Genomic DNA, 23,967 nt, shown 5'->3' on the forward strand with positions numbered 1-23,967 from the left:
CTCCCGCCATGGCATGTCGGCCTCCTCCGCCTATCCATGCCAAAACTGTCAACCATCTCCCCGAACGCTGTAAGCCATCTCCCCGGGACATACACTTGACCCGGGATGACGCCTGAGCGGGGCGTGAGGCGGCGAGCCCAACCGATGCCGTGAAGCGTCGCAAGGCCAACCGGCCGCCGGCGCTCATGCGCCGCCCCCGCGGAGCCGGCGAACGCAGTGAGCTCGGCGTGAGCGAAACATCGAGCCCGCAGGGCTCGCAAGGCCGACCGGCCGTCGGCGCCGATGCGCCGCCCCCGCGGAGCCGGCGAACGCAGTGAACTCGGCGTGAGCGAAACATCGGGCCCGACGGGCTCGCAAGGCCGACCGGCCGCCGGCGCTCATGCGCCGCCCCGTCGGAGGCTAGCGAGCGATAGCGAGCGCTCAGCCGCGAGACAGAAAAAAACCTACAACCAGGGATGCCGTTCGGCCGTCTTGGCCTCAAAGGCCGAAATGCTGTCGGCCTTTTCCAGCGTCAGGCCGATGTCGTCGAGGCCGTTGAGCAGGCAGTGCTTGCGGAACGGGTCGATCTGGAAATGGATGACGCCGCCGTCCGGGCCGCGGATTTCCTGGGCTTCCAGGTCGACGGTAACCGTCGCGTTGGCGCCGCGCTCGGCGTCCTCAAAGAGCTTGTCGAGTTCTTCCTGGCTGACCCGGATCGGCAGGATGCCGTTCTTGAAGCAGTTGTTGTAGAAGATGTCGGCGAAGCTGGTGGAGATCACGCAGCGGATGCCGTAGTCGAGCAGCGCCCAGGGCGCGTGCTCGCGGCTCGACCCGCAGCCGAAATTGTTGCCGGCGACCAGGATCTCGGCGTTCTTGTAGGCCGGCTGGTTGAGCACGAAGGACGGATCCTCGTTGCCATCGGCGTCCGTGCGCAGCTCGTGGAACAGCGCGGCGCCGAGGCCGGTGCGCTTGATCGTCTTCAGGAACTGCTTGGGAATGATCATGTCGGTGTCGACATTGATCATCTTCAGGGGCGCCGCAACGGACGTCAGGGTCGTGAACTTTTCCATCGATCGCTCATCAATTCGGGGTTCGCGGCGCCAGGGCGCGCGCCGGACGAAAGTTTGTCTACCGGATCGGCAGGCGCGGTCAAGTGCCGGGCCCCGGAATCGGTCGAATTGCGCGAGTTTTGCCGCGAGCCGTCAGCGCCGCTGCAATTCCAGGATGTCGAAACGGGATTCATAGCGCGGCAGCGGGAATTCCAGCCTGAGGCGCTTGGCGTCCGGGCGCACCAGGACGGCGACCTCGTCGCGGTCGGCGTCGGCACCGTGCGCCTTCGGCTTTTCGTCCGAATAGTGGCCGGCACCGAGATAGATCCTGCGGCCGCCGCCGTCGTCGAAAAAGCGGCCGGAGGTGCGCTGGGAGCCCGAGGTCTTTGTGAGCGTCAGCGCGCCCTTTTTCGCATCGATGCGGCACGCGAACCAGCCATAGACGACGAGCGGCAGGTTGCCGCCGAGCTTTGCCGTGCGGCAGCGCCAGCGGCCGGTGAGCCCGGCGTCGTCGAGCGGCAGGCTGCCGCCGGCAAGGATGCCGTCGAGGACGGCCACCTCGGCCGCATCGCCGCCCTTGCGGGCCTCGGCGATCGCGCTCGCCCGGGCTTCGTCGAAGGCGGCGAGCCGCTCGCGGTCGCGCTTGGTGAGCGCGTCGACCAGCCCGTCGGCGGCCCGCACCGCCGGCAGGACTGCCGAAACCGCAAGAAGGACGGCCGTAACAAAGGCAAGTGCGACTGCACGAGCGCCCCGCATCCGGCTACTCCGCCGCCGGAACGGCAAGGCTTCCAGCCTCGCTCGCCGCGGCCCCGACCGATTGTTCAGCCGCGTCGGTAGCCGTCTTCAGGCTCTCCAGCCGGGCGGCGAAGGCGGCAAGCTCGGCCGTGACCTCCGCCGGCGGCGTCTCGGCCGGCCGGGCGTCGTTGGCGCCGAGCTTGGAGAGCGCCCCGGTGAGGGCGTTGAGGGCGGCTTCTGCCTCCGCCTGCGCCTTGACGAGGTCGGCGAGCGCCCGCTGGTTGGCGAGCGCCAGGCCGCGGGCGGCGGCATCGGCCGCCGGCTCCTTCTTGACCAGCGGCTTTACCGGCAGGAAGGAGGGCACGATGATCGGCGCGGCCGTCATCGCGGCGCCGAGAATGAGGGCCAGCAGTGCGGCCCAGGTGAAGCCCCTGAGGAGGCTGACGAGAATGGTGGCGACGACGATGAAAATGCCGATGGCGACCACCGCCAGCCATTTCCATTCACCGGTTTCCAGTAATCCGACAAAATAGTTTTCCATGCCGATCTCCCGACGGCTGACAACAACTTTGCAAAGACCTTAACCGCTTACCGCCTCCACATGAAGCGGCCATGTTGTCCCGCCCGAAGCCGGCAGAAACCGTGGCGAAAACCACACAAACCCCTGCCGGTACGGATCGCCCGTCAACGCGCCTGCGCGTGGTATTCCGGGTTCGGCCGCATGTCGGTCGCCGCCGCCACCCGGTTGGTCATGTTGAAGAAGGCGGCCACCGCGGCGATGTCCCAGATGTCCCGTTCCGAAAAGCCGGCATCGCGCAGGCCCTCCCGGTCGGCATCGTCGACGTCGTCGGGCCGCTCGGTGAGGAGCACGGCGAAATCGAGCATCGCCCGGTGGCGTTCCGAAAGCTCCGCCGCCCGGTAGTTCATCACCATCTGCTCGCCGAGTTCCGGTGAGCCGGACAGCTCGCGCACCGTCGCGCCATGCGCCGTCAGGCAGTAGTAGCAGTGGTTCTGGGAGGAGACGGCGACCGCGATCATCTCCCGCTCCAGCTTGGAAAGGCCGGACGGGCCCAGCATCAGGTCGTTGTAGAAGGTGGAAAAGGCCTTCAGTTTCGCCTCGTCGAAGGCATAGGCCTTGAGGACGTTCGGGATCAGCCCGAGCTTTTCCTGGCACTTGTCGAAATAGGCTTTGGTGTCGTCGCCGAGCTCTGCCATCGGCAGGTCGAGGGCGATGACGGATTCGTCTTCCGCGTTGGTCTTGTCCATGGTCCCGTCTCCTTGCGGCGTTTCCCGAAAACTGGCTTTTTGGAGCGCTTCGAAACAGGCGAAACGCCCTAAGCCGCGGTTATATCACCTGTATCCACCCCCGATCAGTGGAAATCGCCCCGTGCGGTACTGTGCGATGCTTCATCATTCGGTTAGGGTCTTTCCCTGACAGTGGGCGTTCGTTTGGGGAAAATGCCGGTTAAAACGGCAGCATAGGAGGAAATGCGATGCCCGACAGGCGGGACAGGGAAAAGGTCGCGCGGATCGACGAGGCCTATGCGCTGCTTGCCAAGCGCAAGAAGTCCGGCGCCGAGCTTGCCGCCTTCTGTGAGGCGCTGTTCGAGCACGGCGCCGCCGAGGACGTCGTTGCCTATTCCGCTGAGGAACTGATCGACTTCACGCTGGAAAGCTGGAAATTCTCCGCCTCGCGAAAGGCCGGCGAGCACAAGGTCCAGGTCTACAATCCCGATTTCGGCGATGCCGGCTCCGCCGCGCGCAAGGTCACCGTCGTCGAGCTCGTCAACGACAACATGCCGTTCCTGGTCGATTCGGTGATGGGCGAGTTGAAGGACTCCGGCGTCGACCTGCACCTGGTCCTCCATCCGATCCTCGACGTCTCCCGCGACGGCAAGGGCAAGCTCACCGCCTTCAACGGGCCGGTCACCGCCGGCGGCTCGGTCAAGGCGATGCAGGAGAGCCACATCCAGGTCCATGTGGCGCGCATCGATTCGCGCAACGAGCGCGACGAGCTGGTGCAGAAGCTCGACACGCTGCTCGCCGAGGTGCGCCGCTCCGTCGAGGACTGGCAGAAGATGCTGGCGCGGCTGGAGACGACCATCGCCGCCTATAAGGAGACGCCGCCGCCGATCCCGGTCGACGACCTCGCCGAGGCGATCCAGTTCCTGGAATGGCTGCGCGACGACAACTTCACCTTCCTCGGCATGCGCGACTACGTCTATTCCGACGAGACGGAAGCCGGCGAGATGGCCAGCGCCGAGGTGCCCGGCCTCGGGCTCCTGCGCGACCCCAACGTCTTCGTCCTCCGGCGCGGCACCGAGATGGTGACGATGACGCCGGAAATCCGCGACTTCCTGATGCGGCCGGAAGCCCTCATCATCACCAAGGCCAATGTGCGCTCGCGCATCCACCGCCGCGTCCACATGGACTATATCGGCATCAAGACCTTCCACGACGACGGCTCGCTCGCCGGCGAACTGCGCGTCGTCGGCCTCTTCACCTCCACCGCCTATATCCGCTCCACGCGCCGCATTCCGTATCTGAGGCGCAAGGTCGACCAGATCCTGTCGCGCGCCGGCTACGGGGAAGCGAGCCATTCCGGCAAGGCGCTGCTCAACGTGCTGGAATTCTATCCGCGCGACGAGCTGTTCCAGATCGACCTTGAAACCCTTTACGACAACGCCGTCGATATCCTGGAGCTCTACGAGCGGCCGCGGGTGCGCCTCCTTGTCCGGCTCGACAAGTTCGACCGCTTCGTCTCCATCCTGATCTATACGCCGCGCGACCACTACACGACCGAAGTGCGCCGCAAGATGTCGGCGATGCTCTGCGAGGCCTATGACGGCCGGCTCTCGGCGTGGAACGTCACCTTCCTGGAAAACGGCCTTGCCCGCGTCCACATGATTGTCGGGCGCTATTCGGGCGAGACCCCGAACCCGCCGCGCGAGGAGCTGGAAGCGGCGATCACCGAGCTGGTGCGCACCTGGGCCGACAAGTTCCGCAGCGCCATCCGCGAGACCCACGATCCCGAAGCGACCCTGGAGCTGACGCGCAAATATATGGACGCGTTCTCCGCCGGCTATCGCGAGACCTATTCGATCACCGCGGCCGAACGCGACATCGAGATCATCGAGACCCTCTACGGCAAGCGCCGCACCGGCGTCGACTTCTACCGCCGCGAGGGAACGGCCGCCAACCGCATCGGCCTCAAGCTCTACAATGCGGAAAAGCCGATCCCGCTGTCGGAGCGGGTGCCGATCCTGGAGGCCATGGGCTTCCGGGTCATCAACGAGCGCACCCACGAGATCACGCCCGGCAACGGCGTGCCGGCGATCTATCTCCACGACATGATGCTGGAGCGCCGCGGCGGCGCCGACATCCACTTCACCGATGAGCTGGACGACCGGCTGGAGGCGATGTTCCTCGCCGTCTGGAACCAGGAGGCGGAAAGCGACGGCTACAACGCGCTCGTCCTCAACGCCGACCTCAACTGGCGCGACATCGCCATGCTGCGGACCCTGTCGCGCTATCTGCGCCAGGTCCGCATCCCCTATTCGCAAGGCTATATGTGGGGCGCCTTCAACCGCTATCCGGAGCTTACCCGGCGCATCGTCGAGCTGTTCCACCATCGCTTCGACCCGGAGATGGAGGATTCCGACCGCTCCCTCGGCTCGCTCCGCATCGAGCAGGAGATTACCTCGTCGCTGGAGGATGTCGCCAGCCTCGACGACGACCGCATCCTGCGCCGCTTCGTCAACCTGATCGGCGCGTGTCTGAGGACCAGCTTCTTCCAGACCGACAGCCACGGCGCGCCGAAGCCGACGATCTCCATCAAGCTCAATCCGCGCCAGCTCGAAGAGGTTCCCGAGCCGCGGCCGTTCCGCGAGATCTTCGTCTATTCGCCGCGCATCGAGGGCGTCCACCTGCGCTTCGGCCTCGTCGCCCGGGGCGGCCTCAGATGGTCCGACCGGCCGCAGGACTTCCGCACCGAGGTGCTCGGCCTCGTCAAGGCCCAGCAGGTCAAGAACGCGGTCATCGTGCCGGTCGGCTCCAAGGGCGGCTTCGTGCCGAAGATGCTGCCGGAGACGGGCAACCGCGACGAGATCTTCAAGGAAGGCACCGCCGCCTACAAGATCTTCGTCTCAAGCCTCCTCGACATCACCGACAACCTCGACGGCGACGTCGTCGTGCCGCCCTACCGGGTGGTGCGCCATGACGGCGACGATCCCTATCTGGTGGTCGCCGCCGACAAGGGCACGGCGACCTTTTCCGACACCGCCAACGCCATCGCCGACGCCAAGAATTTCTGGCTCAGCGATGCCTTTGCCTCCGGCGGCTCGGCCGGCTACGACCACAAGAAGATGGGCATCACCGCCCGCGGCGCCTGGGAGGCCGTCAAGCGGCACTTCCGCGAGATGGACATCGACATCCAGACGACACCGGTCACGGTCGCCGGCGTCGGCGACATGTCCGGCGACGTCTTCGGCAACGGCATGCTTCTGTCGCGTGCCCTCAAGGTCGTCGCCGCCTTCGACCACCGCGACATCTTCATCGATCCGAGCCCCGATCCGGAGACAAGCTTCACGGAGCGCGAACGCCTCTTCAAGCTCGGCCGATCGAGCTGGCAGGACTACGACACCAGCCTCATCTCCAAGGGCGGCGGCGTGTTCTCCCGGCAACTGAAGTCGATCACGCTGTCGAAGGAAATCCAGGACCTTCTCGGGCTCGCCAAGACCAAGGCGACGCCGCAGGAGGTCCTCAACGCCATCCTTCGGGCGCCGGTCGACCTGTTCTGGTTCGGCGGCATCGGCACCTATGTCCGCGGCTCCGGCGAGAGCGATGCGGAGGTCGGCGACCGCGCCAACGACGCCATCCGCGTCACCGCGCGCCAGTTCGGCTGCAAGGTGGTCGGCGAGGGCGCCAATCTCGGCATGACCCAGAAGGCCCGCATCGAGTTCGGCATGCGGGGCGGGCGCTGCAACTCCGACGCCATCGACAATTCCGGCGGCGTCAATTCCTCCGACGTGGAGGTCAACATCAAGATCGCGTTCCGGGCGGCGATGCGCGCCGGCAAGCTCGATTTGAGGAAGCGCAACCGGCTGCTGGTCACCATGACCGAGGAGGTCGCCGCCCTCGTCCTGCGCAACAACTACCTGCAGACCCTCTCCCTGTCGCTTGCCGAACGCCGGCGCTTCGAGGACTTTGGCTTCCAGCGCCGGCTGATGCAGCAGCTCGAATCCCGCGGCCTCCTCGACCGCGACGTGGAGCAACTGCCCGACGATGCCGCGCTTGCCGAGCGGGAAAAGGACGGCCGGCCGCTGACCCGGGCCGAGATCGCCGTGCTGATCGCCTATGCCAAGATCACCCTGTTCGACGATCTGGTGCAGAGCCGGGTGCCGGACGACGAGTACCTCGCGCGCGAGCTCGTCCGCTATTTCCCGCAGCTCATGCAGGACGACTACCGCGAGGAAATCGCCGGCCACCGGCTGCGCCGCGAGATCATCGCGACGGTACTCGCCAACTCCATGATCAACCGCGGCGGGCCGACCTTCATGGTCCGCATCGGCGACCAGACCGGCGCCGCGCCGGGCGAGATCGCCCAGAGCTTTGCCGCCGTGCGCGATGCCTTCGACGTCGGCGGCCTGATCGAGGCGATCGACGCCCTCGACAACGAGGTGCCGGGCGCCGTGCAGCTCTCGCTCTACATGGCCGTGCAGGACCTCCTCCTGGAAGAGACCGTCTGGTTCCTGCGCAACGTCGCCTGCAAGGACGGCATCGCCGCCGTCGTCGAACGCTTCTCCTCCGGCCTGAAGGCCCTGTCCGGCGAGATCGACGGCGTGCTGCCGGAGGGCGCCCTGGAAAGCGTCACCGCACAGGCGGCCGAATGGACCGATGCCGGCGTGCCGGAAGAGCTTGCCGTCAGGCTGTCGCGCCTGCCGGCGATCGCCACCGTGCCGGACATCATCCTCGTCGCCGAGGCGACGGACGAGACGTTGAAGGATGCCGCGGCGGTCTATTTCCGCGTCGGCGGCTATTTCCGCATCGGCCGGCTGGAGGAGCTGTCCCGCACCCTCGACATCCGCGACTACTATGACGGCCTTGCCCTCGACCGGGCGCGCCAGACCCTCGGTCGCGCCCACCGCAGGATCGCGGAAGGGGTGTTGACCGCAAGCGGCACCGGCGATCCCTTCGACAGTTGGGTCGGCGAGCGCCGCCACGAGGTGGAGCGCACCAACCAGACCGTCACCAGCATCACCGAAAGCGGCGACCTGACCGTTTCGCGCTTTGCCGTCGCCGCAAGCCTTTTGGCCGACCTGGCCGAACTGTGAGGATCATGGAATGAAGCCGGGACGGGGGGCGAGTCTTGCCGCGGCGCCTGTTGGCACCGCGAGCCGTCCGGCGATTGCCGGCTGGCTGTTGTTCGATCTCGCCGCCCAGCCCTGGTTCACGCTGGTCACGACCTTCGTCTACGGGCCCTATTTCGTCTCCGCGATCGCCGCGACCCCGGCCGACGGCCAGGCCTGGTGGGGACTGGCGACCGGCATTGCAGGCGCCATCATCGCGGTCCTGTCGCCCGTCCTTGGCGCGGTGGCGGACGCCGGCGGGCGGCGAAAGCCCTGGATCTTCGGCTTCTCGCTCGCCGTCGTCATCGGCGCCCTGATGCTGTGGTGGGGAAGGCCGGGCGACGAGGCCGCCGTCCTCATCGTGCTCACCGCCTTCGTCATCGGCACGGTCGGCGTGGAGTTCGCCACCGTCTTCACCAACGCCATGATGCCGGACCTGGTGCCGACCGAAAAACTCGGCCGACTGTCCGGCACCGGATGGGCCGTCGGCTATGTCGGCGGGCTCATCACCCTCGTCATCGTACTCGGCTTCATCGCCGCACGGCCGGAGAGCGGCGAGACCCTTTTCGGCCTGACCCCGATCCTCGGCCTCGACCCGGCAACCCACGAGGGCGACCGCGCCTCCGGCCCGTTCACGGCGATCTGGTACGTCGTCTTCATCCTGCCGCTCTTTCTTTTCACGCCCGACGGCAGCCGGAAGGCGGGTTTTCGGGCCTCCATCGGCATCGGCTTTCGCGAGCTGATCGGCACCGTCCGCGACCTGAAGCACTACCGCAACGCCTTCACCTACCTCATCGCCCACATGACCTACACGGACGGCCTCGTCGCGCTGTTCGCCTTCGGCGGCATCTACGGCACCGGCGTCTTCGGCTGGTCGACCATCGAGATCGGCATCTTCGGCATCTGGCTGACCATCGCCGGCACCATAGGCGCGGTCATCGGCGGGCGGTTCGACGACCTCATCGGGCCGAAGCCCGTGGTGCTGACCGCGATCGCGCTCCTCATCGTCAGCGCGATCGGCATCCTCTCCGTCGACCGCAGCCATATTCTTTTCGTGGTGGAGACCGTGCCGTCCGACGCCGTCGACGGGCTTTTCGCGAGCGTCCCGGAGATGGCCTACATGCTGCTCGGCGGGCTGATCGGGGCTGCGGCCGGACCGCTGCAGTCGGCCTCGCGCACGCTGCTGGTCCGTGTCGCGCCGCGCGAGCGGCTGACCCAGTTCTTCGGGCTCTTTGCGCTCTCCGGCAAGCTGACGAGCTTCATGGGGCCGTTCGCCGTCGGAGCGCTCACGGCGCTCTCCGGCAGCCAGCGCATCGGCATTTCCGTGCTGGTGGCGTTCTTTATCGTCGGCGCCGTGCTGCTTGTTATGGTCAGGACCGAGCCGACGGAGTAGGCCGAGGCCGGGGGCACAGCCCGCATTCAAGCGGGCCGGCCGATCTTTGCTTAGCGCGAAACCGAAATGGCGCTGCCGCCGACGGTCTGGCCGTTAAAGCGTTCGGCGCCGTTGGAATAGAGCGTGGCGATGCGCTCGCCGCCCTTGTCCTTCAGGATCACCTGCTTGCCGTTGAGGTCCCAGGCCGAGATCGTCTTCAGCGTCTCGCTGCCGCAGCCGCGGGTGCTGGCGCGGTAGCCGCCGGACCAGGTGGTCAGCGTCATGAAGAGCTGGCAGCGGTCGCCGCCGGAGGCAACGGACCAGCCGCCGAGCATGTCGGTGCGGCCGACCTCCTGGCTGCCGGCCGGCTCGGCCGGGACGACGGGGCCGGCGGAGGCGACGTCGGTGCCCTCGGCGGGCATGCCGTCCGCGGTTTCGCCGTCGACGGGCGGCAGGGGCTGGCCATTGGCGTCGGTGGCGCGATCCGGCGGCACGAGGTCGACGGGCGCGAGCGCCCCGGAGGACACCGGCTGGGTCGGGCTTGCCGGCAGCGGATCGACGCTGGAGCCCCAGCCGAGACGCTGGCAGGCGCCCAGCGAAAGGGCGAGGGCGAGAAGGACGAAAACCGGGCGCCGCATCATATTGCTCCCAAGGGCAGTCTGTGAATGACAAGTGTAGACCGCTTTACGCCGATTAAGGCAAATTTGCGGTTAACCGGAACCGGCCCGCACAATTTCCGGTCCAATCGACCGGCGACCGTTGCCCGGAGGCAACAGCCTTTCGCCTGACTTACAGCGCTGCCCGCAGACGGCAAGTGCTCCGCCGGAGGGTGCCGCCGGCGATCAACCGGGCAAAAGGACGTCGGGCGGAATCAGCTTTTGCGACCCCTGCCACGCGATCGGCCGGCCCGGAACACGGCGTTACGCAGTGTATACACCGGTGCCAATCGCAAACATTACAGCAGATCACATATGGATTTTTCGGCGCCGACCTTGCGCACCGTCCGGACCGGATCGGACCCGCGCGTGGGCCACGGGGACCGTCCGGGAGAGTCGCGCCGCGGCCGGAGGGCGTTCGTCGAGGGAACGATTCCGGTCGTTAAAACAAACGAATAGCGAATCACTCCTGTTCTCAAAGCTATCTGGCAGGGATTTCGAGGGTACCGACCGCGCAGCTTTTCGATGTTCCATTTCGAAACATGAATGCATTGAATACATAATATGCAGAAAATAAATCAGATACAATTTTTGGCGATTTTTACGGGAAAAGGTAGTTCACGATCCACAATGCGCCCATGCCGACGGCGAGCGTGCCGAAAACGCTCCTCGTGGCGACCGCGGCGATGAGCGCGAAGGCGCCGGCGATCAGGCGGTGGTTGTCGAGGGAAAAATCGATCGGCCCGTCCGGTCTCAGGATTGCCGGGACGACCAGCGCGGCCAGCACCGCCGGCGGCACGTAGCGTAGCAGCCGCATCAGCGTCGGCGGGATCTCCCGGCCGCCGAGTGCATGGATGAACGACCAGCGCAGGCCGAAGGTGAGCGCGCCGCTGGCGAGAATCACGGCCCACAGGACCGGCCCGTTATCCATTTCGCGCCTCCCTCAGCCGTTCCATGAGGTAGCCGGTGGCAATGCCGGTGAGCGCGCCGAGGCCTAGGCCGAGATTGTAGGGCAGCCCGCCGGCGATCACCGCGACGGTGCCGCCGACGGCCGCGGCCGCCACCGTCGGCCGGTCCTTCAGGGTCGGCACGAGCAGCGCCATGAACGAGAGCGGCACGGCAAAGCCGAGCCCCCAGCTCGGCGGAATGCCGGCGCCGATGACGTAGCCGGCAATGCTTGCCGGCAGCCAGGTCAGCCAGACCATCAGCCCGCAGGCGAACAGGAAAAGATGGCCGCGCTCCTCGTCGCCATGCTCCGCGGAGGTCATGCGGATGATGCTGAGGGCGTAGGCCTGGTCGGAGAGGATGTAGGCGAGCCCGGCACGCTTGGGCGCTGGCAAATGCTTCAGGTGCGGCGCCAGCGAGGCGCTGTACATGGCAAAGCGCAGATTGATGACGAAGGCCGTGGCGACGATGACCACCGGCAGGGCGTCCTGGCTGATCAGCTGGGCGATCGCGAGCTGCGCCGCACCGGCGAAGATGACGACAGCCATGGCCATCGCGGCGGCAAAGGAGACGCCGGCATCGGCCGCGGCAACACCGGAGATCATGCCGAAGGCGAACATCGGCGGCACCAGCGGCGCAATGGCCTTGATGCCGGCAAGGAACGGCCTCGATCGGAAGGCGGAAGGGAGCATGGGCAGCCGGAGAACGGGTCGAAGCAAGCGGACGCCGCGGCGACACCTGGCCGGTCGGACGTCTCTTTGGGAGTTCATCCCTTCGGTAGCGTTCCGCCGCCGTCCTGTCCAGCACCGCGCCGATTGCGGACCCGACAGTGCGCGCAGGTCAGACACGGAAAAGCCGGAGCGAGCGGCCCTTGGGGGCGATCGTTCCGGCCTTTGTCAGGGAGAACGTTAGGTTGGCAGTCGGCTTCGCTCAGCCGTTGGCGGTGGTGTCGCTGCCCTGCTGCGGGACGCCGTCGATGCTGTAGGATTCCACGAGGACGGAGTCTTCCACCGCCTTCAGCGCCAGGTTGGCCTCGTAATATTTCTTCTCGCCGAGGAGCTTCACCGCGTCCTTGACGTGGTCGAGACTGGCCTTGGCCGGGATCAGCGCGGCCGACACGGTGACGTCGATGCGGCCCTCGCGCAGAACTTCCGCGGCCTTCTTGTGGTCACCCTTGGCCAGGTGCTCATTGGCCTTCTTTACGGTCTCGGCCTTGTCGGCGGTGGGCACGAACCCCTCGGCCAGCGTCAGCGAGGAATCGAAGGGAAGGTAGGCATCGCCCTCGGCCGCCTTCTTGGTGGTGGCGACGGCAAAGTCCTTCATGGACGACTGCGCCGTCTTCAGGTCGGTCGCCGCCTTGTCGACGAATTCGGTGGCCACGTCCGGCGTGCCGTTGAAGATGGCGAGCCGCGCGGCGCGGACCTCGCGAACGCCGCGATAGGCCTCGTCGACGGTCTTGATGATCTTCTTGTCCTTGGTGTCGAGGGCCGCGGCGACGGCGTCCGCGCCGGCGGCCTTCGTCGTTGCCTCCGCCGCCTTCTGGTCGGCGGCGTAGCCGGCGGTCGCGGCGATCACCGGAAGTGCGGCAAGGGCGCCCGCAAGCGCGACGGCCGTCATGTTCCTGCGCGTTTTCATGTCTGTGATCCTTTCCTCAAGTCATTGATTTATCGGGATGTCCCCTTGGGACATCGCTGATATGGGGACCACGGATTGCGACAAAGTGTCCGGAGAATTACGTTTTCGACAGGTTTTCGAGCCGGACCGGCAAGAAACAAAAATATCCCAATTGAAACAGATGGGTAATGACCAATGGCGGCGTTGGAAGGGCGTGCGGGCACCCTGCCGAACATTGCCGGGGCGGTATCGTGGAGGAAAGGACGGAATGCCCTTTGATTGAAAGGCGTTCCGCGCCAGCCGGCTGGCCGGTGAGCGAACGGCGAAGGAGGCGGTCGCCGTCCGCTGTTAGAGCGGTTCGGGCGATTTCGAAATCGCGCGAAACGCTCCAACCATTTGTTTCGAAGCGTATTCTTATCCGAAAACCGGTTCCCACTGTTCGCTGACGCGGACCTTCGGTTCGGGAATACGCTCTAAGACTACTGGACCGGATTGCGGGTCCAGGACGTGCCGTTGCTCCACTGGATCGTCGTGCCGTCGAAGGTGCCGGTACAGCAGCCCGGGTCGTCGGTGATATTCACCGAAACCTCACCGTTGCCGGTGCAGGTGCCGTAGAAATTCGGCCGTCCTCCGTTCAGCATTTCGCCATTGAGCGTCGACCCGTCGGCCCCAAGGATGAGTGCCGCCGAGGCGTTGGAATTGTAGGTGGCGCTGATCTGATCGCAGACGCCGGCCGCCAGCGTCTCGTCGGTTTCGGCGCTGAATGCGAAGGCGCCGGCGGCAAGGGCCAGCGCAAATGACATCCCTTTGTGCATCTTCGTGACTCTCCCATTGTTGCTGGTTTGGCTGCTCGTCCAGCAATTTGAGGTCCGGAAACACAACTATAAGCAGCAAAATAAATAGAAGACACGTAATACAGATGCCGTCAACGGCATTGACGGCGCTGGAAGCCGCGTTCAAGGCAATGTGAAGAACGACAACCCGGAAACCGCCGAAGGGCGATCAGATGTCCAGATTGGCGACGCTGAGGGCGTTTTCCTGGATGAACTCGCGGCGCGGCTCCACGTCGTCGCCCATCAGCGAGGAGAACACCATTTCCGCATCCGCTTCCTCGCCCTCCTTCAGGCGCACCTGCAGCAGCGAGCGGGCGTCCGGATCGAGGGTGGTCTCCCAGAGCTGCTCCGGGTTCATCTCGCCAAGGCCCTTGTAGCGCTGCAGCGAGACGTTCTTGCCACCGGCGGCAAAGACCGCGTCGACGAGGGCCCGGGGCCCGCGAATCTCGGTCTTCAGGTCCTTGCGCGTGAGGGTGGCCGCCTTGACGTAGATTTCCTTCAGGTGGTCGGCATTGGCGTTGAGCTTGCGGGCATCGGCCGAGCCGATCAGGGCGGTGTCGATGGTCGCCACTTCCTTGACGCCGCGCACGGTGCGTTCAAAGACGAGGCTGCCGTCGTCCCGCGCTTCGCCGGTCCAGCCGCGCTCGGTCTCCTCGGAGATGATGTCGAGCCGCCGCGCGATATAGGCCGCCGCATCGCGCGCCTTTGCCGGATCGGCAAGGGCCTCCGGGTCGAGCGCGCCGGCGATCGCGGCCTGCTCCACCACGTCGCGATTGTAGCGGGAATGGAGCCCGTCCAGCACGCCCTTGAGGGAGCGGCCGCGGGTGACGACGGTCTCAAGGTCCGGGCCGGCCAGCGTCTCGCCGGTGGCGAGCTGTAGCACCGCCTCGTTGAGGCCGCCGGCGATGAGATAATCCTCGAGCGCCCGCTCGTCCTTCAGGTACTGCTCGGAGTTGCCGCGCTTGACTTTGAACAGCGGCGGCTGGGCGATATAGAGGTGGCCGCGCTCGATCAGCTCCGGCATCTGCCGGAAGAAGAAGGTGAGCAGCAGCGTGCGGATATGGGCGCCGTCGACGTCGGCGTCCGTCATGATGATGATCTTGTGGTAGCGCAGCTTGTTGACGTCGAGCTCTTCCTTGCCGATGCCGGTGCCGAGCGCGGTGATCATGGTGCCGATTTCCTGGCTCGACAGCATCTTGTCGAAGCGCGCCCGCTCCACGTTGAGGATCTTGCCGCGCAGCGGCAGCACGGCCTGGGTTCCCCGGTCGCGGCCCTGCTTGGCCGAGCCGCCGGCCGAATCGCCCTCAACGAGGAACAGTTCGGCCTTCGAGGGATCGCGCTCCTGGCAGTCGGCGAGCTTGCCGGGCAGGGACGCGACGTCGAGGGCGCCCTTGCGCCGGGTCAGCTCGCGCGCCTTGCGCGCCGCCTCGCGGGCGGCCGAGGCCTCCACCACCTTGGAGACGATGGTCTTGGCCTCCGCCGGATGCTCCTCGAACCAGGTCGCGAGCGCCTGGTTGATGACGCTTTCGACGACCGGCCGCACTTCCGACGAGACCAGCTTGTCCTTGGTCTGGGACGAGAATTTCGGGTCCGGCACCTTGACGGAGAGGACGCAGGTGAGGCCCTCGCGGCAGTCCTCGCCGGTCAGCGAGACCTTTTCCCGCTTGGCGATGCCGGAGGATTCCGCATAGCCGGTGACCTGGCGGGTCAGCGCGCCGCGGAATCCGGCAAGGTGCGTGCCGCCGTCGCGCTGCGGGATGTTGTTGGTGAAGCAGAGCACGTTCTCGTGGTAGGAATTGTTCCACCACAGCGCCGCCTCCACGGTGACGTCGTCGCGCTCCGCGCGGATCGCAATCGGGTCCGGAACGAGCGGATGCTTGGCCTTGTCCAGGTAGCGCACGAAGGCTTCCAGGCCGCCCTCATACATCAGTTCTTCGCTCTTGGACTCAACGCCGCGATTGTCGGTGAGGATGATGCGCACGCCGGAATTAAGGAAGGCGAGCTCGCGCAGCCGGTGCTCCAGCGTGCCGTAGTCGAAATCCGTCATAGTGAAGGTTTCGGTCGACGGCATGAAGGTGACCTCCGTGCCGCTCTTGCCGGCCGCGTCACCGGTCACCTTGAGCGGTGCGTCCGCGACGCCGTCGGTAAAGCGCATGGTGTGTTCGTGGTCGTTGCGCCAGATGCGCAGCTCCAGCCACACCGAGAGCGCATTGACCACGGAAACGCCGACGCCGTGCAGGCCGCCGGAGACCTTGTACGAGTTCTGGTCGAATTTCCCGCCCGCATGGAGCTGGGTCATGATGACCTCGGCCGCCGAGACGCCCTCGCCCTCGTGGATGTCGGTCGGGATGCCGCGGCCATTGTCGGTGACGGTGACCGAGCCGTCGGCGTTCAGCGTCACGGTGACCGCATCGGCCCAGCCGGCCAGCGCCTCGTCGATGGCGTTGTCGACCACCTCATAGACCATGTGGTGCAGGCCCGAGCCGTCGTCGGTGTCGCCGATATACATTCCCGGACGCTTGCGCACCGCATCGAGGCCTTTGAGAACCTTGATGGATTCGGCGCCGTAGTCGCCGCCATTGCCGTTGCCGTTCTGGTGAGCGTCCGTCATGAAACCGTCTTGGATTGTGGCACGATGATTCGCTTCCAATATAGGGGTTCGAGTCCCGGATTACACGCGAAAAAGCCCGTGAAATCCGTTATGAAAACAAAGGGTTAAAGGCGCGAATCATGGCTTTGTGTGAATTGTGGCGCATTCCTGCCGCATTTGCCCGCAGGAACGGGCGGACCGGGCTCCACCGAGCGCCCGCCCGGCGCCGCCTGGAACAGCGGAAAACGGCCCGAAACGAGGCATTTGCGGCCGCCGCCGGCCGGCTCCCGGCGCGCGGTGCCCGATGACCGGCGAGGGAAAGGTGATCGCCGTCGCCCTCAGCGCCGGCCATGACTTCTCAAAGGAGCTGCAGCCGGAGATCGCGCTCGTTGCCGGCATGGGGGTTGCCGGCGACCCCCATGCCGGGGTGACGGTCAAGCACCGCTCGCGGGTCAGGAAGGATCCGACACAGCCGAATTTGCGCCAGGTCCACCTCATCCATGCCGAGCTTTTCGCCGAACTGGCGGAGAAGGGGTTCGATGTCGGGCCGGCCGACCTCGGCGAGAACATCACCACAGCCGGCCTCGATCTCCTGGCGCTGCCGCGCGGCACGCGGCTTGCCATCGGCGCCGAGGCGGTGGTCGCGATCACCGGCCTGCGCAATCCGTGCGCCCAGATCGACGGGTTCCGAAAGGGACTGCTGAGGGCGGTGATCGGGCGTGATGGCGCCGGCCGGCCGGTCCTGAAGGCCGGCGTCATGGGCATCGTCCTTGCCGGCGGTGCCGTGCGGCCGGGCGATGCCGTGGCGGTCACCCTGCCGCCGAAACCGCATATTGCCCTTGAGCGGGTCTGACCGCGCTGACGTTGCAGGTGCTCAGCGCGAGGCGATGGTCAGCGCCGCAGCGGCCATCGCCGTGCCGGCGATGCGGTTGACGAGCCGCAGCCCACGTCCGGACCGCATCAGGTCGCGGGCCCGGTCGACCGCAAACACATAGACCGCCATGCCCGCCGGCAGCACCACGGCGATGGCGCCGCCGCAGGCGAGCGCATCGGCCAGTTCCAGCGTCTTCAGGTCGACGACGGTCGGCAGGATGGCGAGGTAGAAGACCATGGTCTTGGGATTGCCGAGCGTGATCGCGAGCGACGTGAAAGCGGCGGACAAGGACGAACCGAGAGAGGCCGCCCGCACGCTCGCCCTCGGCTGCGGCTCAGACGTCCAGGCCTTGAAAGCGAGATAGAGCAGATAGGCGATGCTCAGATATTTGATCGCCACGAACGCGGCATGGAAGGTCTGGGCGATAAGGGCTAGGCCGCCAACGGCACAGGCGAACCAGATGAGGTTCCCGGTCACCATGCCGACGACATAGGGCACCGCGTCGCGCCGCCCGTGGGCGAGCGTATGGCCGATCAGGCCGACGACGCCCGGCCCCGGCGTCATCACCGCCAGAAAATAGACGCCGACGAAAACGGCGAGCCCGAAAAAGCTCATGGCTGGGGTCCGGATGGAAGGTGAGGTTCCCGATCAGGCGCCGCCCGCGGCAAAAAGTCAATATGGCTGACCTATTGCGGTCCGATGTTGCCCGGGCCGGTCAATCGAGGAAGATCAGGGCCGTGCCGGCGATGACGAGGCCGGCGCCGACGAAGGCCCAGAGCGACGGCCGCTCGCCCGTATGGACCCAGAGCAGCGGCAGGATCAGCACCGGCGAGGTGGCGGAGAGCGTGGAGATGATGCCGACTTCCCCGCCGGAGAGCGCATAGAGCACCAGCGTCATGCCGACGCCCATGGAAACGAAGCCGGAGAGCGCGATCTGGCCGACGATGCGGGCGTTGATCGGGTTCCGCTGGCGGAATTTCAGCACCGGGAGCTGCATCAGGAGCGTGAGGCCGAGGGCGCCGATGGCGACGCGGATCGCCGAGACAGCGACCGGATCGGCGCCCGACGCCATCACCGGCCGGGCGATCAGCGAGCCGAGCGCCTGGGAGAGCGCCGAGGCGAGCCCGAGCCCGATGCCGACCCACAGCGGCCCGCGGATGGTCTCCCACTGGTGAAGCTGCGAGCGGCGCTTGCCGAAGACGATGGCCATGACGACGCCGACCACCGACAGGGCTATGCCGGTGACGGCCCGCGCCGACAGCACCTCGCCGAGCAGTAGCCAGCCGAGCAGCGCGGCGAGCGGTGCGTTGAGGGCAAAGAGGATGCCGGAGCGCCGCGGCCCGAGCCGGTTCATCGTGAGGAAGAGTGCGGTATCGCCGAGGAAGATGCCGATGAAGCCGGAGGCGAGGATGGCAAGGGTCTGGTCGCTGGAAACCGTCGCCCAGCCGCCGGTGAGCGTCGCGGCGACGGCCAGCATGACGAAGACCATCGCCATGCGCAACCGGTTGAAGGCGATGGCGCCGAGGTGCTGGGACGGGCCGGCGGAGAGGAGCCCGCCGAAGGCCCAAAGGAGCGCGGCCGCAAGGGCGGCGAGTTCGAAGGTCATGGCATCGGCCGAAGGATGGTGCGGCGGGGCCGCGAGACGGTATCAATCGGCTGATTACGCCAAGCGGCGCGCGCCGTCACGCCGTTTGTTTCGAGGGATCACGCGGCATCCGAGACCGTGCCGTCCTGGACGGCGAACCGCTGGGCGCGGTCCTCCAGGGCGGCAAAGAGGGAAAGGTCCGTGCCGGTCATCCAGGCCTGGACGCCGAGGCGGTCGAGGGCGGCAAAGAGCCCGGCCCGCCGGTGGCTGTCGAGATGGGCGGCGACCTCGTCGAGGAGCAGGAGGGGCGTCCGTCCCGTCATCTCCTCCACCAGCCGCGCATGGGCAAGGACGAGGCCGAGAAGCAGCGCCTTCTGCTCGCCGGTGGAGCAGGTCTCCGCCGCCATGTCCTTCGGCCCGTGGCGCACCAGGAGGTCGCTGCGGTGGGGACCGGTGAGCGCCCGCCCGGCCGTCCGGTCGCGCGGCCGGGCGGCGGCAAGCGTCTCGCGATAGCTGTCCTCGACCTCGACGGCCGGACGGCCGGAAACCTCGCGCTCCAACTCGCCGTCAAGGGTGAGCGCGGCATCGGGAAACGGCGATTCGGGGTCGTGGTGGGCGGAAATCAGCCGGGAGAAGCAGGCGGCAAGCTCGGCCCGTGCGGCGGCGACGGCGACGGCGTATTCGGCCATCTGCGCTTCCAGCCCGTCGAGCCAGGAACTGCGGCCGCCCTCTTCCAGCACTTTGTTGCGTTCGCGCATCGCCTTTTCGAACGAGGAGACCCGGCGGGCATGGTCGCGGTCGATGGCCAGCACCAGCCGGTCGAGGAAGCGCCGCCGGTCGCCGGCCGGGCCGGTGAAGAGCCCGTCCATCGCCGGCGTCAGCCACAGGACGCGGGCAACGTCGAGCAGCTCTTCGGAGCTCCGCGCGGTGGTGCCGTCGATGCGGATGCGGCGCTGGCGCTCCGGGTCCGGCCCGTCGGCGACGAGTCCGGTGCCGACGACGGTCTCGCCGGCAGCACCAAGGAGCGTCGCCGCAACGGCCCAGCCGCCGGCGCCGCCCTGGCGCGAAACGTCCTCAAGCCGGGCCCGCCGGAGGCCGCGGCCGGGCGAGAGATAGGACAGTGCTTCCAGGATGTTGGTCTTGCCGGCGCCATTCTCGCCGCAAAGCACCACATGGCGGCCGTCCGGCGTCAGCGACAGGCGGGCGTAGTTCCGGAAATCGGTCAGCTTCAGGGCAGTGACGGAAAGGGCACCGGGTGAGGTCATCGGCGGTGCACAAGGACCCTTTCGAGCGGCGGGAAGGCCGGTTTCGCCGTCACACCCGCATCGGCATCAGGACGTAGAGCGTGCTCTTGTCGCCCTGGTCACGGATCAGCGTCGGCGAGCCCGGATCGGCGAGGAGAAAGACGATGGTGTCGCTGCCAAGCTGGGCGGTGATGTCGAGCAGATAGCGGGAATTGAAGCCGATCTCCAGGTCCTCCGCCTCGTAGTCGACGGCCAGTTCTTCCGTGGCGCTGCCGGAATCCGGATTGTTGACGGTCAGCACGAGCCGGCCCTCGGCAAGCTGCAGCTTCACGGCCCGGCCGCGCTCCGAGGAGATCGTCGAGACGCGGTCGACCGCCTCCTTGAAGGGGTCCCGGTCGACGATCAGTTCCTTGTCGTTGTTCTGCGGGATCACCCGCGCATAGTCCGGGAAGGTGCCGTCGATCAGCTTGGAGGTCAGCACCACAGAACCGATGGTGAAGCGGATCTTGGCGTCCGACAGCTCGACCTGGACGGTCGCTTCCGGGTCTTCCACGAGCTTCTGGATCTCGCCGACGGTCTTGCGCGGCACGATGATGCCGGGCATGCCGGCGGCCCCTTCCGGCGCCCTGGTGTCGGCCTGGGCGAGCCGGTGGCCGTCGGTGGCAACCGCGCGCAGCACGGTTTCACCGTTCAGCTCGGTGGTATGGAAATAGATGCCGTTGAGGTAGTAGCGCGTCTCCTCGGTGGAGATCGCGAACTGGGTGCGGTCGACGAGGCGCTTCAGTTCGCGCGCGTCGATCTCGAAGGAGTGGCTGAAGCTGCCGGCGGTCAGATCCGGAAAGTCGGTCTCCGGCAGCATCTGCAGGCTGAAATTCGAGCGCCCCGATGACAGCGTCATCAGGCTGTCGTCGCCGGCCGTCTCCAGCACCGTCTCGGCGCCGTCCGGCAGCTTGCGGACGATGTCGTAGAGCATATGGGCCGGAATCGTCGTCGCCCCCGGCTGCTCGATCATCGCCGCCACGGTTTCCGAAACTTCCAGGTCGAGGTCGGTCGCCTTCAGCCGCATCTCGCCGCCTTCCGCGCGCATCAGCACGTTGGACAGGATCGGGATGGTGCTGCGCCGCTCCACGACGCGGTGCACATGGGTGAGGGACTTCAGCAAGTCGGCCCGCTCGAGTGTGACTTTCATGGGATCGATTCCAGACTTGGCGACTATTCGAATATCGGCCGGAAGGCGGGGTCGCGTGCCGTGGGATTGCGGCCACTACCCTCGGGTAACGGGACTGACGAAACTGCCCTTAAAGCGTCCGATATGCAAGAGGGCGCAACATCGCTGTTGCGCCCTCCAGTCCGCCGCATCTCGCCAGGCCGCGCAACGGGGTCCGGAGCGCGCCGGGAACGGGGATGTTTCAAGGGAAAGCGGCGCTTTTCGGGCGCTGCGATCTCCCTCGCGGTCAGTTGTCGAGCAGCCTTTTCAGGAGCTCCACCTCGTCGGCCACCGCCTTGTCGGTGGACACGAGATTCTCGATCTTGCGCACCGCATGCAGGACCGTCGTGTGATCCCTGCCGCCGAAATGGCGGCCGATCTCCGGCAGCGAGCGCGGCGTCAGCGCCTTGGCCAGGAACATGGCGATCTGCCGCGGCCGGACGATCGCCCGGTTGCGCCGCGCCGAGGTCAGGTCGTCGCGGGTGACGCTGTAATGCTTGGAGACGGTGCGCTGGATGTCCTCGATGCGCACCCGCCGCCGCTCCTTGGCGCGGACCAGGTCGCGCAGCGACATCTCGGCCATTTCCAGGCTGATCGGCGCGCCGGTGAGCTGGTTGGCGGCGAGCAGCCGGTTGACCGCGCCGTCAAGGTCGCGGGAATTGGCCGTGACGTGCCGGGCAACGTAGTCGAGGACGTCGTCGGGGACGGCAAGGCTGGCGCCGCCATTGCGGGCCGCCGCGATGCGCTGGGACAGGATGGACCGGCGCAAGCCGTAGTCCGGCGCGCATATCTGGGCCAGCAGCCCGCCGTTCAGCCGCGAGCGGACGCGCTCGTCGAGGGATTCCAGCTCAACGGGCGGTCGGTCGGCGGCAACCACCACCTGCCGGGCGCCGTCGATGAGGGCGTTGAGGGTGTGGCAGAACTCCTTCTGCACCTGCGGCCCGTGCAGGAACTGCAAGTCGTCGATGAGTAGGAGGTCGATGCCCCGGAACCCGTCCTTGAAGGCGATCGCCGACTGCGACTGAAGCGCCGCCACGAAGCGGTACATGAAGTGCTCGGCGGTCAGGTACAGGACCCGGCGTCCGGGCGTTGCCGCGCGCGCCTCGGCGGCGATCGCCTGCAACAGGTGCGTCTTGCCGAGGCCGACGGAAGCGCAGAGATAGAGCGGATTGTAGGTGGTCGGGGCGGCCGCCGCGATCTGCCGCGCCGCCGCCAGCGCCAGCGTGTTGGAGGCGCCTTCCATGAAGCTGTCGAAGGTCAGCCGCGGATCGAGCGGCGAGGAAAAGGCGTTGTCGGCGCGCTCGGCCGCCCGGCTGCTCTCGCTGCGCAGCGAGGCCTCGGTGCGGACTGCCGCGCCGCCGCGCTTTGCCGCCTCGACGGCCGCCGAGCGCGCTTCCGGGCCGGCCGCGGTGCGGGCAAGCGTCTGGCGCGGACGGGTGGCGCCGCGCACCGTCAGCTCGATGCGGCGGATATCTTCGCATTCGCTGCGCCACAGGCCGATCAGCCGGTCGCCGTAATGGGACTGAATCCACTGCTTCAGGAACCGCGTCGGCACCGACAGGTGCACCGTCCCGTTGGAACGGTCCTCCAGGTCGACCCGCTCGAACCAGCTCGTATAGACCTCCTCGCCGAGCTCGCTGCGCAGCCGTCGGCGCACCCGGGACCAGTCGTCCAGATCTCCCGAGGGAACCGTTTCTTCGGCTCGTGCCATATCAGATAGCCTCCATTTCATGCCTGCCGGCAGGACCGTGCGCCGCCGCGGCTGCCGGTCTGCCGTATCCGTCCTCGCCGGCTGCGGGGGCGCCTTCACGGGTGCCCGGGTCCGCCGCCTGCCGTTGCTTGTGTGCCGGGATCCGCCTCGATCTTGCCGGCTCTCAAAAGGTCGTCCGGTTACCTTTCGGCAACCATGTTTTTTGTGTCATCGTTGGTCGATAGCGCAGGGAATACCCCACGCCGGCGACAAGGTCGCACGATCCGAATGAACCGTATAAGTTGAATTCGTGACGAACCGATCCGCTGGTTAGCGGCGGTCGCGGCCCCGGGAGGAGGGCCGCCGTTCGACAAGTGTTCGATGTCTAGATTTTAGGCAATAGATATTCATTGCTCTCGACATAGGCCTCGAAAACTTCCCGATGTGTGGTTGACGCTGGAGCCCCAGCCCCGATGACTTGAAGCTAGCCAATCGGCCCCGGCGCCGCAACAGTGAGGATTCTGAAACCCGCGAAATTGAGCCATTTTGGATCACCCCGGCGATGGGACGACGGGTCGCGACGGGTCGATTTCCGCCTGTGGAGTCAACGGATTCTGGCGCGGAAAAAATGGCACGTTTACGGTATCGAATTCTTCAAAAAAAATCGCTTCCGCGGCGCCCGTGAGGAGCTCGAATCCGCCTGAATCGAAGTCCTCCAAAAAGACCGGTGCTTAACGCTTTGTTAACTTTTGGATTTTTATGACACGTCGCCCCAACCAACCGTAAGTTGAATCGTTCCAGGCCTTTTGCCGGATCACACAACTTTTCTTTCGCCCGGAAACGAAAAACCCGGCGCTGGGCGCCGGGTTTCAAACGGTTTTATGACAGTTGGGCGGGGAGGGTTCAGGCACCCACCGCCTTCACCCGCGCCGACAGCCGCGACACTTTCCGCGAGGCGGTATTCTTGTGCACCACGCCGCTGCCGGCGGCGCGCATGATTTCCGTCTCCGCCTGCCTCAGCGCCTCGTTGGCGGCGGCCTTGTCGCCGCCGGCGATGGCCTCTTCGACCTTGCGGATAAAATTGCGCATGCGGCTGCGCCGGGATTTGTTGATCTCCGTGCGCCGCGCGATTTTGCGAGCCATTTTCTTGGCCGAGACCGTATTGGCCATGCGTGTTTCCCGATTCCGTGCGATTTGCGGTTAGACGCTGCGCCGGCACCCGCAATAATGTCGATGGTCGCGGCGCA

19 protein-coding genes are annotated in these 23,967 nt (G+C 66.4%); 3 read left to right on the top strand and 16 right to left on the bottom strand.

Annotated features, from left to right (window positions below):
• Positions 1–443: 443 nt before the first annotated feature.
• The 4 genes from leuD to M2319_RS21990 form a co-directional block, all read right to left on the bottom strand.
• A complete protein-coding gene (gene leuD, locus M2319_RS21975) occupies positions 444–1,049 on the bottom strand; it encodes a 3-isopropylmalate dehydratase small subunit (protein ID WP_264603622.1) in 606 nt (201 codons plus the stop codon).
• A gap of 132 nt (positions 1,050–1,181) precedes the next feature.
• Positions 1,182–1,784, bottom strand: a complete 603-nt coding sequence (locus M2319_RS21980; RefSeq protein ID WP_264603623.1) for a DUF4893 domain-containing protein — start codon at positions 1,782–1,784, stop codon at positions 1,182–1,184.
• A 4-nt stretch (positions 1,785–1,788) separates the two neighbouring features.
• Positions 1,789–2,304, bottom strand: a complete 516-nt coding sequence (locus tag M2319_RS21985; protein WP_264603624.1) for a hypothetical protein — start codon at positions 2,302–2,304, stop codon at positions 1,789–1,791.
• Between the two features lie 143 nt (positions 2,305–2,447).
• Positions 2,448–3,029, bottom strand: coding sequence for a peroxidase-related enzyme (locus M2319_RS21990; RefSeq protein WP_264603625.1), 582 nt, complete (start codon positions 3,027–3,029; stop codon positions 2,448–2,450).
• Positions 3,030–3,256: 227 nt separating this feature from the next.
• Between M2319_RS21990 and M2319_RS21995 the strand changes: the two genes are divergently transcribed.
• Both M2319_RS21995 and M2319_RS22000 read left to right on the top strand, forming a co-directional pair.
• Complete coding sequence (locus tag M2319_RS21995; protein ID WP_264603626.1) at positions 3,257–8,095, top strand: NAD-glutamate dehydrogenase; 4,839 nt, start codon at positions 3,257–3,259, stop codon at positions 8,093–8,095.
• 10 nt (positions 8,096–8,105) lie between these two features.
• Complete coding sequence (locus tag M2319_RS22000) at positions 8,106–9,503, top strand: MFS transporter (protein WP_264603627.1); 1,398 nt, start codon at positions 8,106–8,108, stop codon at positions 9,501–9,503.
• Between the two features lie 50 nt (positions 9,504–9,553).
• On the opposite strand, the gene M2319_RS22005 is transcribed toward M2319_RS22000, so the two are convergent.
• The 6 genes from M2319_RS22005 to gyrB form a co-directional block, all read right to left on the bottom strand.
• The gene (locus M2319_RS22005; RefSeq protein WP_264603628.1) at positions 9,554–10,120 is read right to left on the bottom strand and encodes a protease inhibitor Inh/omp19 family protein; all 567 of its coding nucleotides are present in this window, start codon (positions 10,118–10,120) and stop codon (positions 9,554–9,556) included.
• Positions 10,121–10,739: 619 nt separating this feature from the next.
• On the bottom strand, positions 10,740–11,069 hold the full coding sequence (locus M2319_RS22010) for an AzlD domain-containing protein (protein ID WP_264603629.1): 330 nt from the start codon (positions 11,067–11,069) through the stop codon (positions 10,740–10,742).
• Positions 11,062–11,775 carry an AzlC family ABC transporter permease gene (locus tag M2319_RS22015; protein WP_264603630.1) on the bottom strand — a complete coding sequence of 238 codons (714 nt, stop codon included), beginning with the start codon at positions 11,773–11,775 and terminating at the stop codon, positions 11,062–11,064. The genes M2319_RS22010 and M2319_RS22015 overlap by 8 nt, the downstream gene beginning before the upstream one ends.
• Before the next feature lie 238 nt (positions 11,776–12,013).
• Positions 12,014–12,718, bottom strand: coding sequence for a YfdX family protein (locus M2319_RS22020; RefSeq protein ID WP_264603631.1), 705 nt, complete (start codon positions 12,716–12,718; stop codon positions 12,014–12,016).
• Between the two features lie 458 nt (positions 12,719–13,176).
• The gene (locus tag M2319_RS22025) at positions 13,177–13,500 is read right to left on the bottom strand and encodes a hypothetical protein (protein ID WP_264603632.1); all 324 of its coding nucleotides are present in this window, start codon (positions 13,498–13,500) and stop codon (positions 13,177–13,179) included.
• Between the two features lie 199 nt (positions 13,501–13,699).
• Complete coding sequence (gene gyrB, locus M2319_RS22030; RefSeq protein ID WP_264603633.1) at positions 13,700–16,141, bottom strand: DNA topoisomerase (ATP-hydrolyzing) subunit B; 2,442 nt, start codon at positions 16,139–16,141, stop codon at positions 13,700–13,702.
• 283 nt (positions 16,142–16,424) lie between these two features.
• Between gyrB and M2319_RS22035 the strand changes: the two genes are divergently transcribed.
• A complete protein-coding gene (locus M2319_RS22035; RefSeq protein WP_264603634.1) occupies positions 16,425–16,973 on the top strand; it encodes an MOSC domain-containing protein in 549 nt (182 codons plus the stop codon).
• A gap of 21 nt (positions 16,974–16,994) precedes the next feature.
• On the opposite strand, the gene M2319_RS22040 is transcribed toward M2319_RS22035, so the two are convergent.
• The 6 genes from M2319_RS22040 to rpsT all read right to left on the bottom strand — a co-directional run bounded on the left by M2319_RS22040 (position 16,995) and on the right by rpsT (position 23,890).
• Positions 16,995–17,609, bottom strand: a complete 615-nt coding sequence (locus M2319_RS22040; RefSeq protein WP_264603635.1) for a LysE family translocator — start codon at positions 17,607–17,609, stop codon at positions 16,995–16,997.
• Between the two features lie 100 nt (positions 17,610–17,709).
• Positions 17,710–18,600 carry a DMT family transporter gene (locus M2319_RS22045; protein ID WP_264603636.1) on the bottom strand — a complete coding sequence of 297 codons (891 nt, stop codon included), beginning with the start codon at positions 18,598–18,600 and terminating at the stop codon, positions 17,710–17,712.
• Between the two features lie 98 nt (positions 18,601–18,698).
• Positions 18,699–19,844, bottom strand: coding sequence for a DNA replication/repair protein RecF (recF, locus tag M2319_RS22050; RefSeq protein ID WP_264603637.1), 1,146 nt, complete (start codon positions 19,842–19,844; stop codon positions 18,699–18,701).
• Positions 19,845–19,893: 49 nt separating this feature from the next.
• Positions 19,894–21,012, bottom strand: coding sequence for a DNA polymerase III subunit beta (gene dnaN / locus M2319_RS22055; protein ID WP_264603638.1), 1,119 nt, complete (start codon positions 21,010–21,012; stop codon positions 19,894–19,896).
• Positions 21,013–21,277: 265 nt separating this feature from the next.
• Complete coding sequence (gene dnaA / locus M2319_RS22060; protein WP_264603639.1) at positions 21,278–22,741, bottom strand: chromosomal replication initiator protein DnaA; 1,464 nt, start codon at positions 22,739–22,741, stop codon at positions 21,278–21,280.
• A gap of 882 nt (positions 22,742–23,623) precedes the next feature.
• Complete coding sequence (gene rpsT / locus M2319_RS22065; RefSeq protein WP_264603640.1) at positions 23,624–23,890, bottom strand: 30S ribosomal protein S20; 267 nt, start codon at positions 23,888–23,890, stop codon at positions 23,624–23,626.
• Between the last annotated feature and the right edge of the window lie 77 nt (positions 23,891–23,967).

The sequence above is a fragment of the Rhodobium gokarnense genome, assembly GCF_025961475.1.
GTDB lineage: Bacteria > Pseudomonadota > Alphaproteobacteria > Rhizobiales > Rhodobiaceae > Rhodobium > Rhodobium gokarnense.

Coding starts and splice junctions, on each gene's coding strand:
- M2319_RS21990 (WP_264603625.1), bottom strand. CDS start 3,029: ATGGACAAGACCAACGCGGAAGACGAATCCGTCATCGCCCTCGACCTG.
- M2319_RS22010 (WP_264603629.1), bottom strand. CDS start 11,069: ATGGATAACGGGCCGGTCCTGTGGGCCGTGATTCTCGCCAGCGGCGCG.
- dnaN (WP_264603638.1), bottom strand. CDS start 21,012: ATGAAAGTCACACTCGAGCGGGCCGACTTGCTGAAGTCCCTCACCCAT.
- M2319_RS22015 (WP_264603630.1), bottom strand. CDS start 11,775: ATGCTCCCTTCCGCCTTCCGATCGAGGCCGTTCCTTGCCGGCATCAAG.
- recF (WP_264603637.1), bottom strand. CDS start 19,844: ATGACCTCACCCGGTGCCCTTTCCGTCACTGCCCTGAAGCTGACCGAT.
- M2319_RS22045 (WP_264603636.1), bottom strand. CDS start 18,600: ATGACCTTCGAACTCGCCGCCCTTGCGGCCGCGCTCCTTTGGGCCTTC.
- M2319_RS22000 (WP_264603627.1), top strand. CDS start 8,106: ATGAAGCCGGGACGGGGGGCGAGTCTTGCCGCGGCGCCTGTTGGCACC.
- gyrB (WP_264603633.1), bottom strand. CDS start 16,141: ATGACGGACGCTCACCAGAACGGCAACGGCAATGGCGGCGACTACGGC.
- M2319_RS22020 (WP_264603631.1), bottom strand. CDS start 12,718: ATGAAAACGCGCAGGAACATGACGGCCGTCGCGCTTGCGGGCGCCCTT.
- rpsT (WP_264603640.1), bottom strand. CDS start 23,890: ATGGCCAATACGGTCTCGGCCAAGAAAATGGCTCGCAAAATCGCGCGG.
- M2319_RS22035 (WP_264603634.1), top strand. CDS start 16,425: ATGACCGGCGAGGGAAAGGTGATCGCCGTCGCCCTCAGCGCCGGCCAT.
- M2319_RS22040 (WP_264603635.1), bottom strand. CDS start 17,609: ATGAGCTTTTTCGGGCTCGCCGTTTTCGTCGGCGTCTATTTTCTGGCG.
- M2319_RS21980 (WP_264603623.1), bottom strand. CDS start 1,784: ATGCGGGGCGCTCGTGCAGTCGCACTTGCCTTTGTTACGGCCGTCCTT.
- leuD (WP_264603622.1), bottom strand. CDS start 1,049: ATGGAAAAGTTCACGACCCTGACGTCCGTTGCGGCGCCCCTGAAGATG.
- M2319_RS21985 (WP_264603624.1), bottom strand. CDS start 2,304: ATGGAAAACTATTTTGTCGGATTACTGGAAACCGGTGAATGGAAATGG.
- M2319_RS22025 (WP_264603632.1), bottom strand. CDS start 13,500: ATGTCATTTGCGCTGGCCCTTGCCGCCGGCGCCTTCGCATTCAGCGCC.
- dnaA (WP_264603639.1), bottom strand. CDS start 22,741: ATGGCACGAGCCGAAGAAACGGTTCCCTCGGGAGATCTGGACGACTGG.
- M2319_RS22005 (WP_264603628.1), bottom strand. CDS start 10,120: ATGCGGCGCCCGGTTTTCGTCCTTCTCGCCCTCGCCCTTTCGCTGGGC.
- M2319_RS21995 (WP_264603626.1), top strand. CDS start 3,257: ATGCCCGACAGGCGGGACAGGGAAAAGGTCGCGCGGATCGACGAGGCC.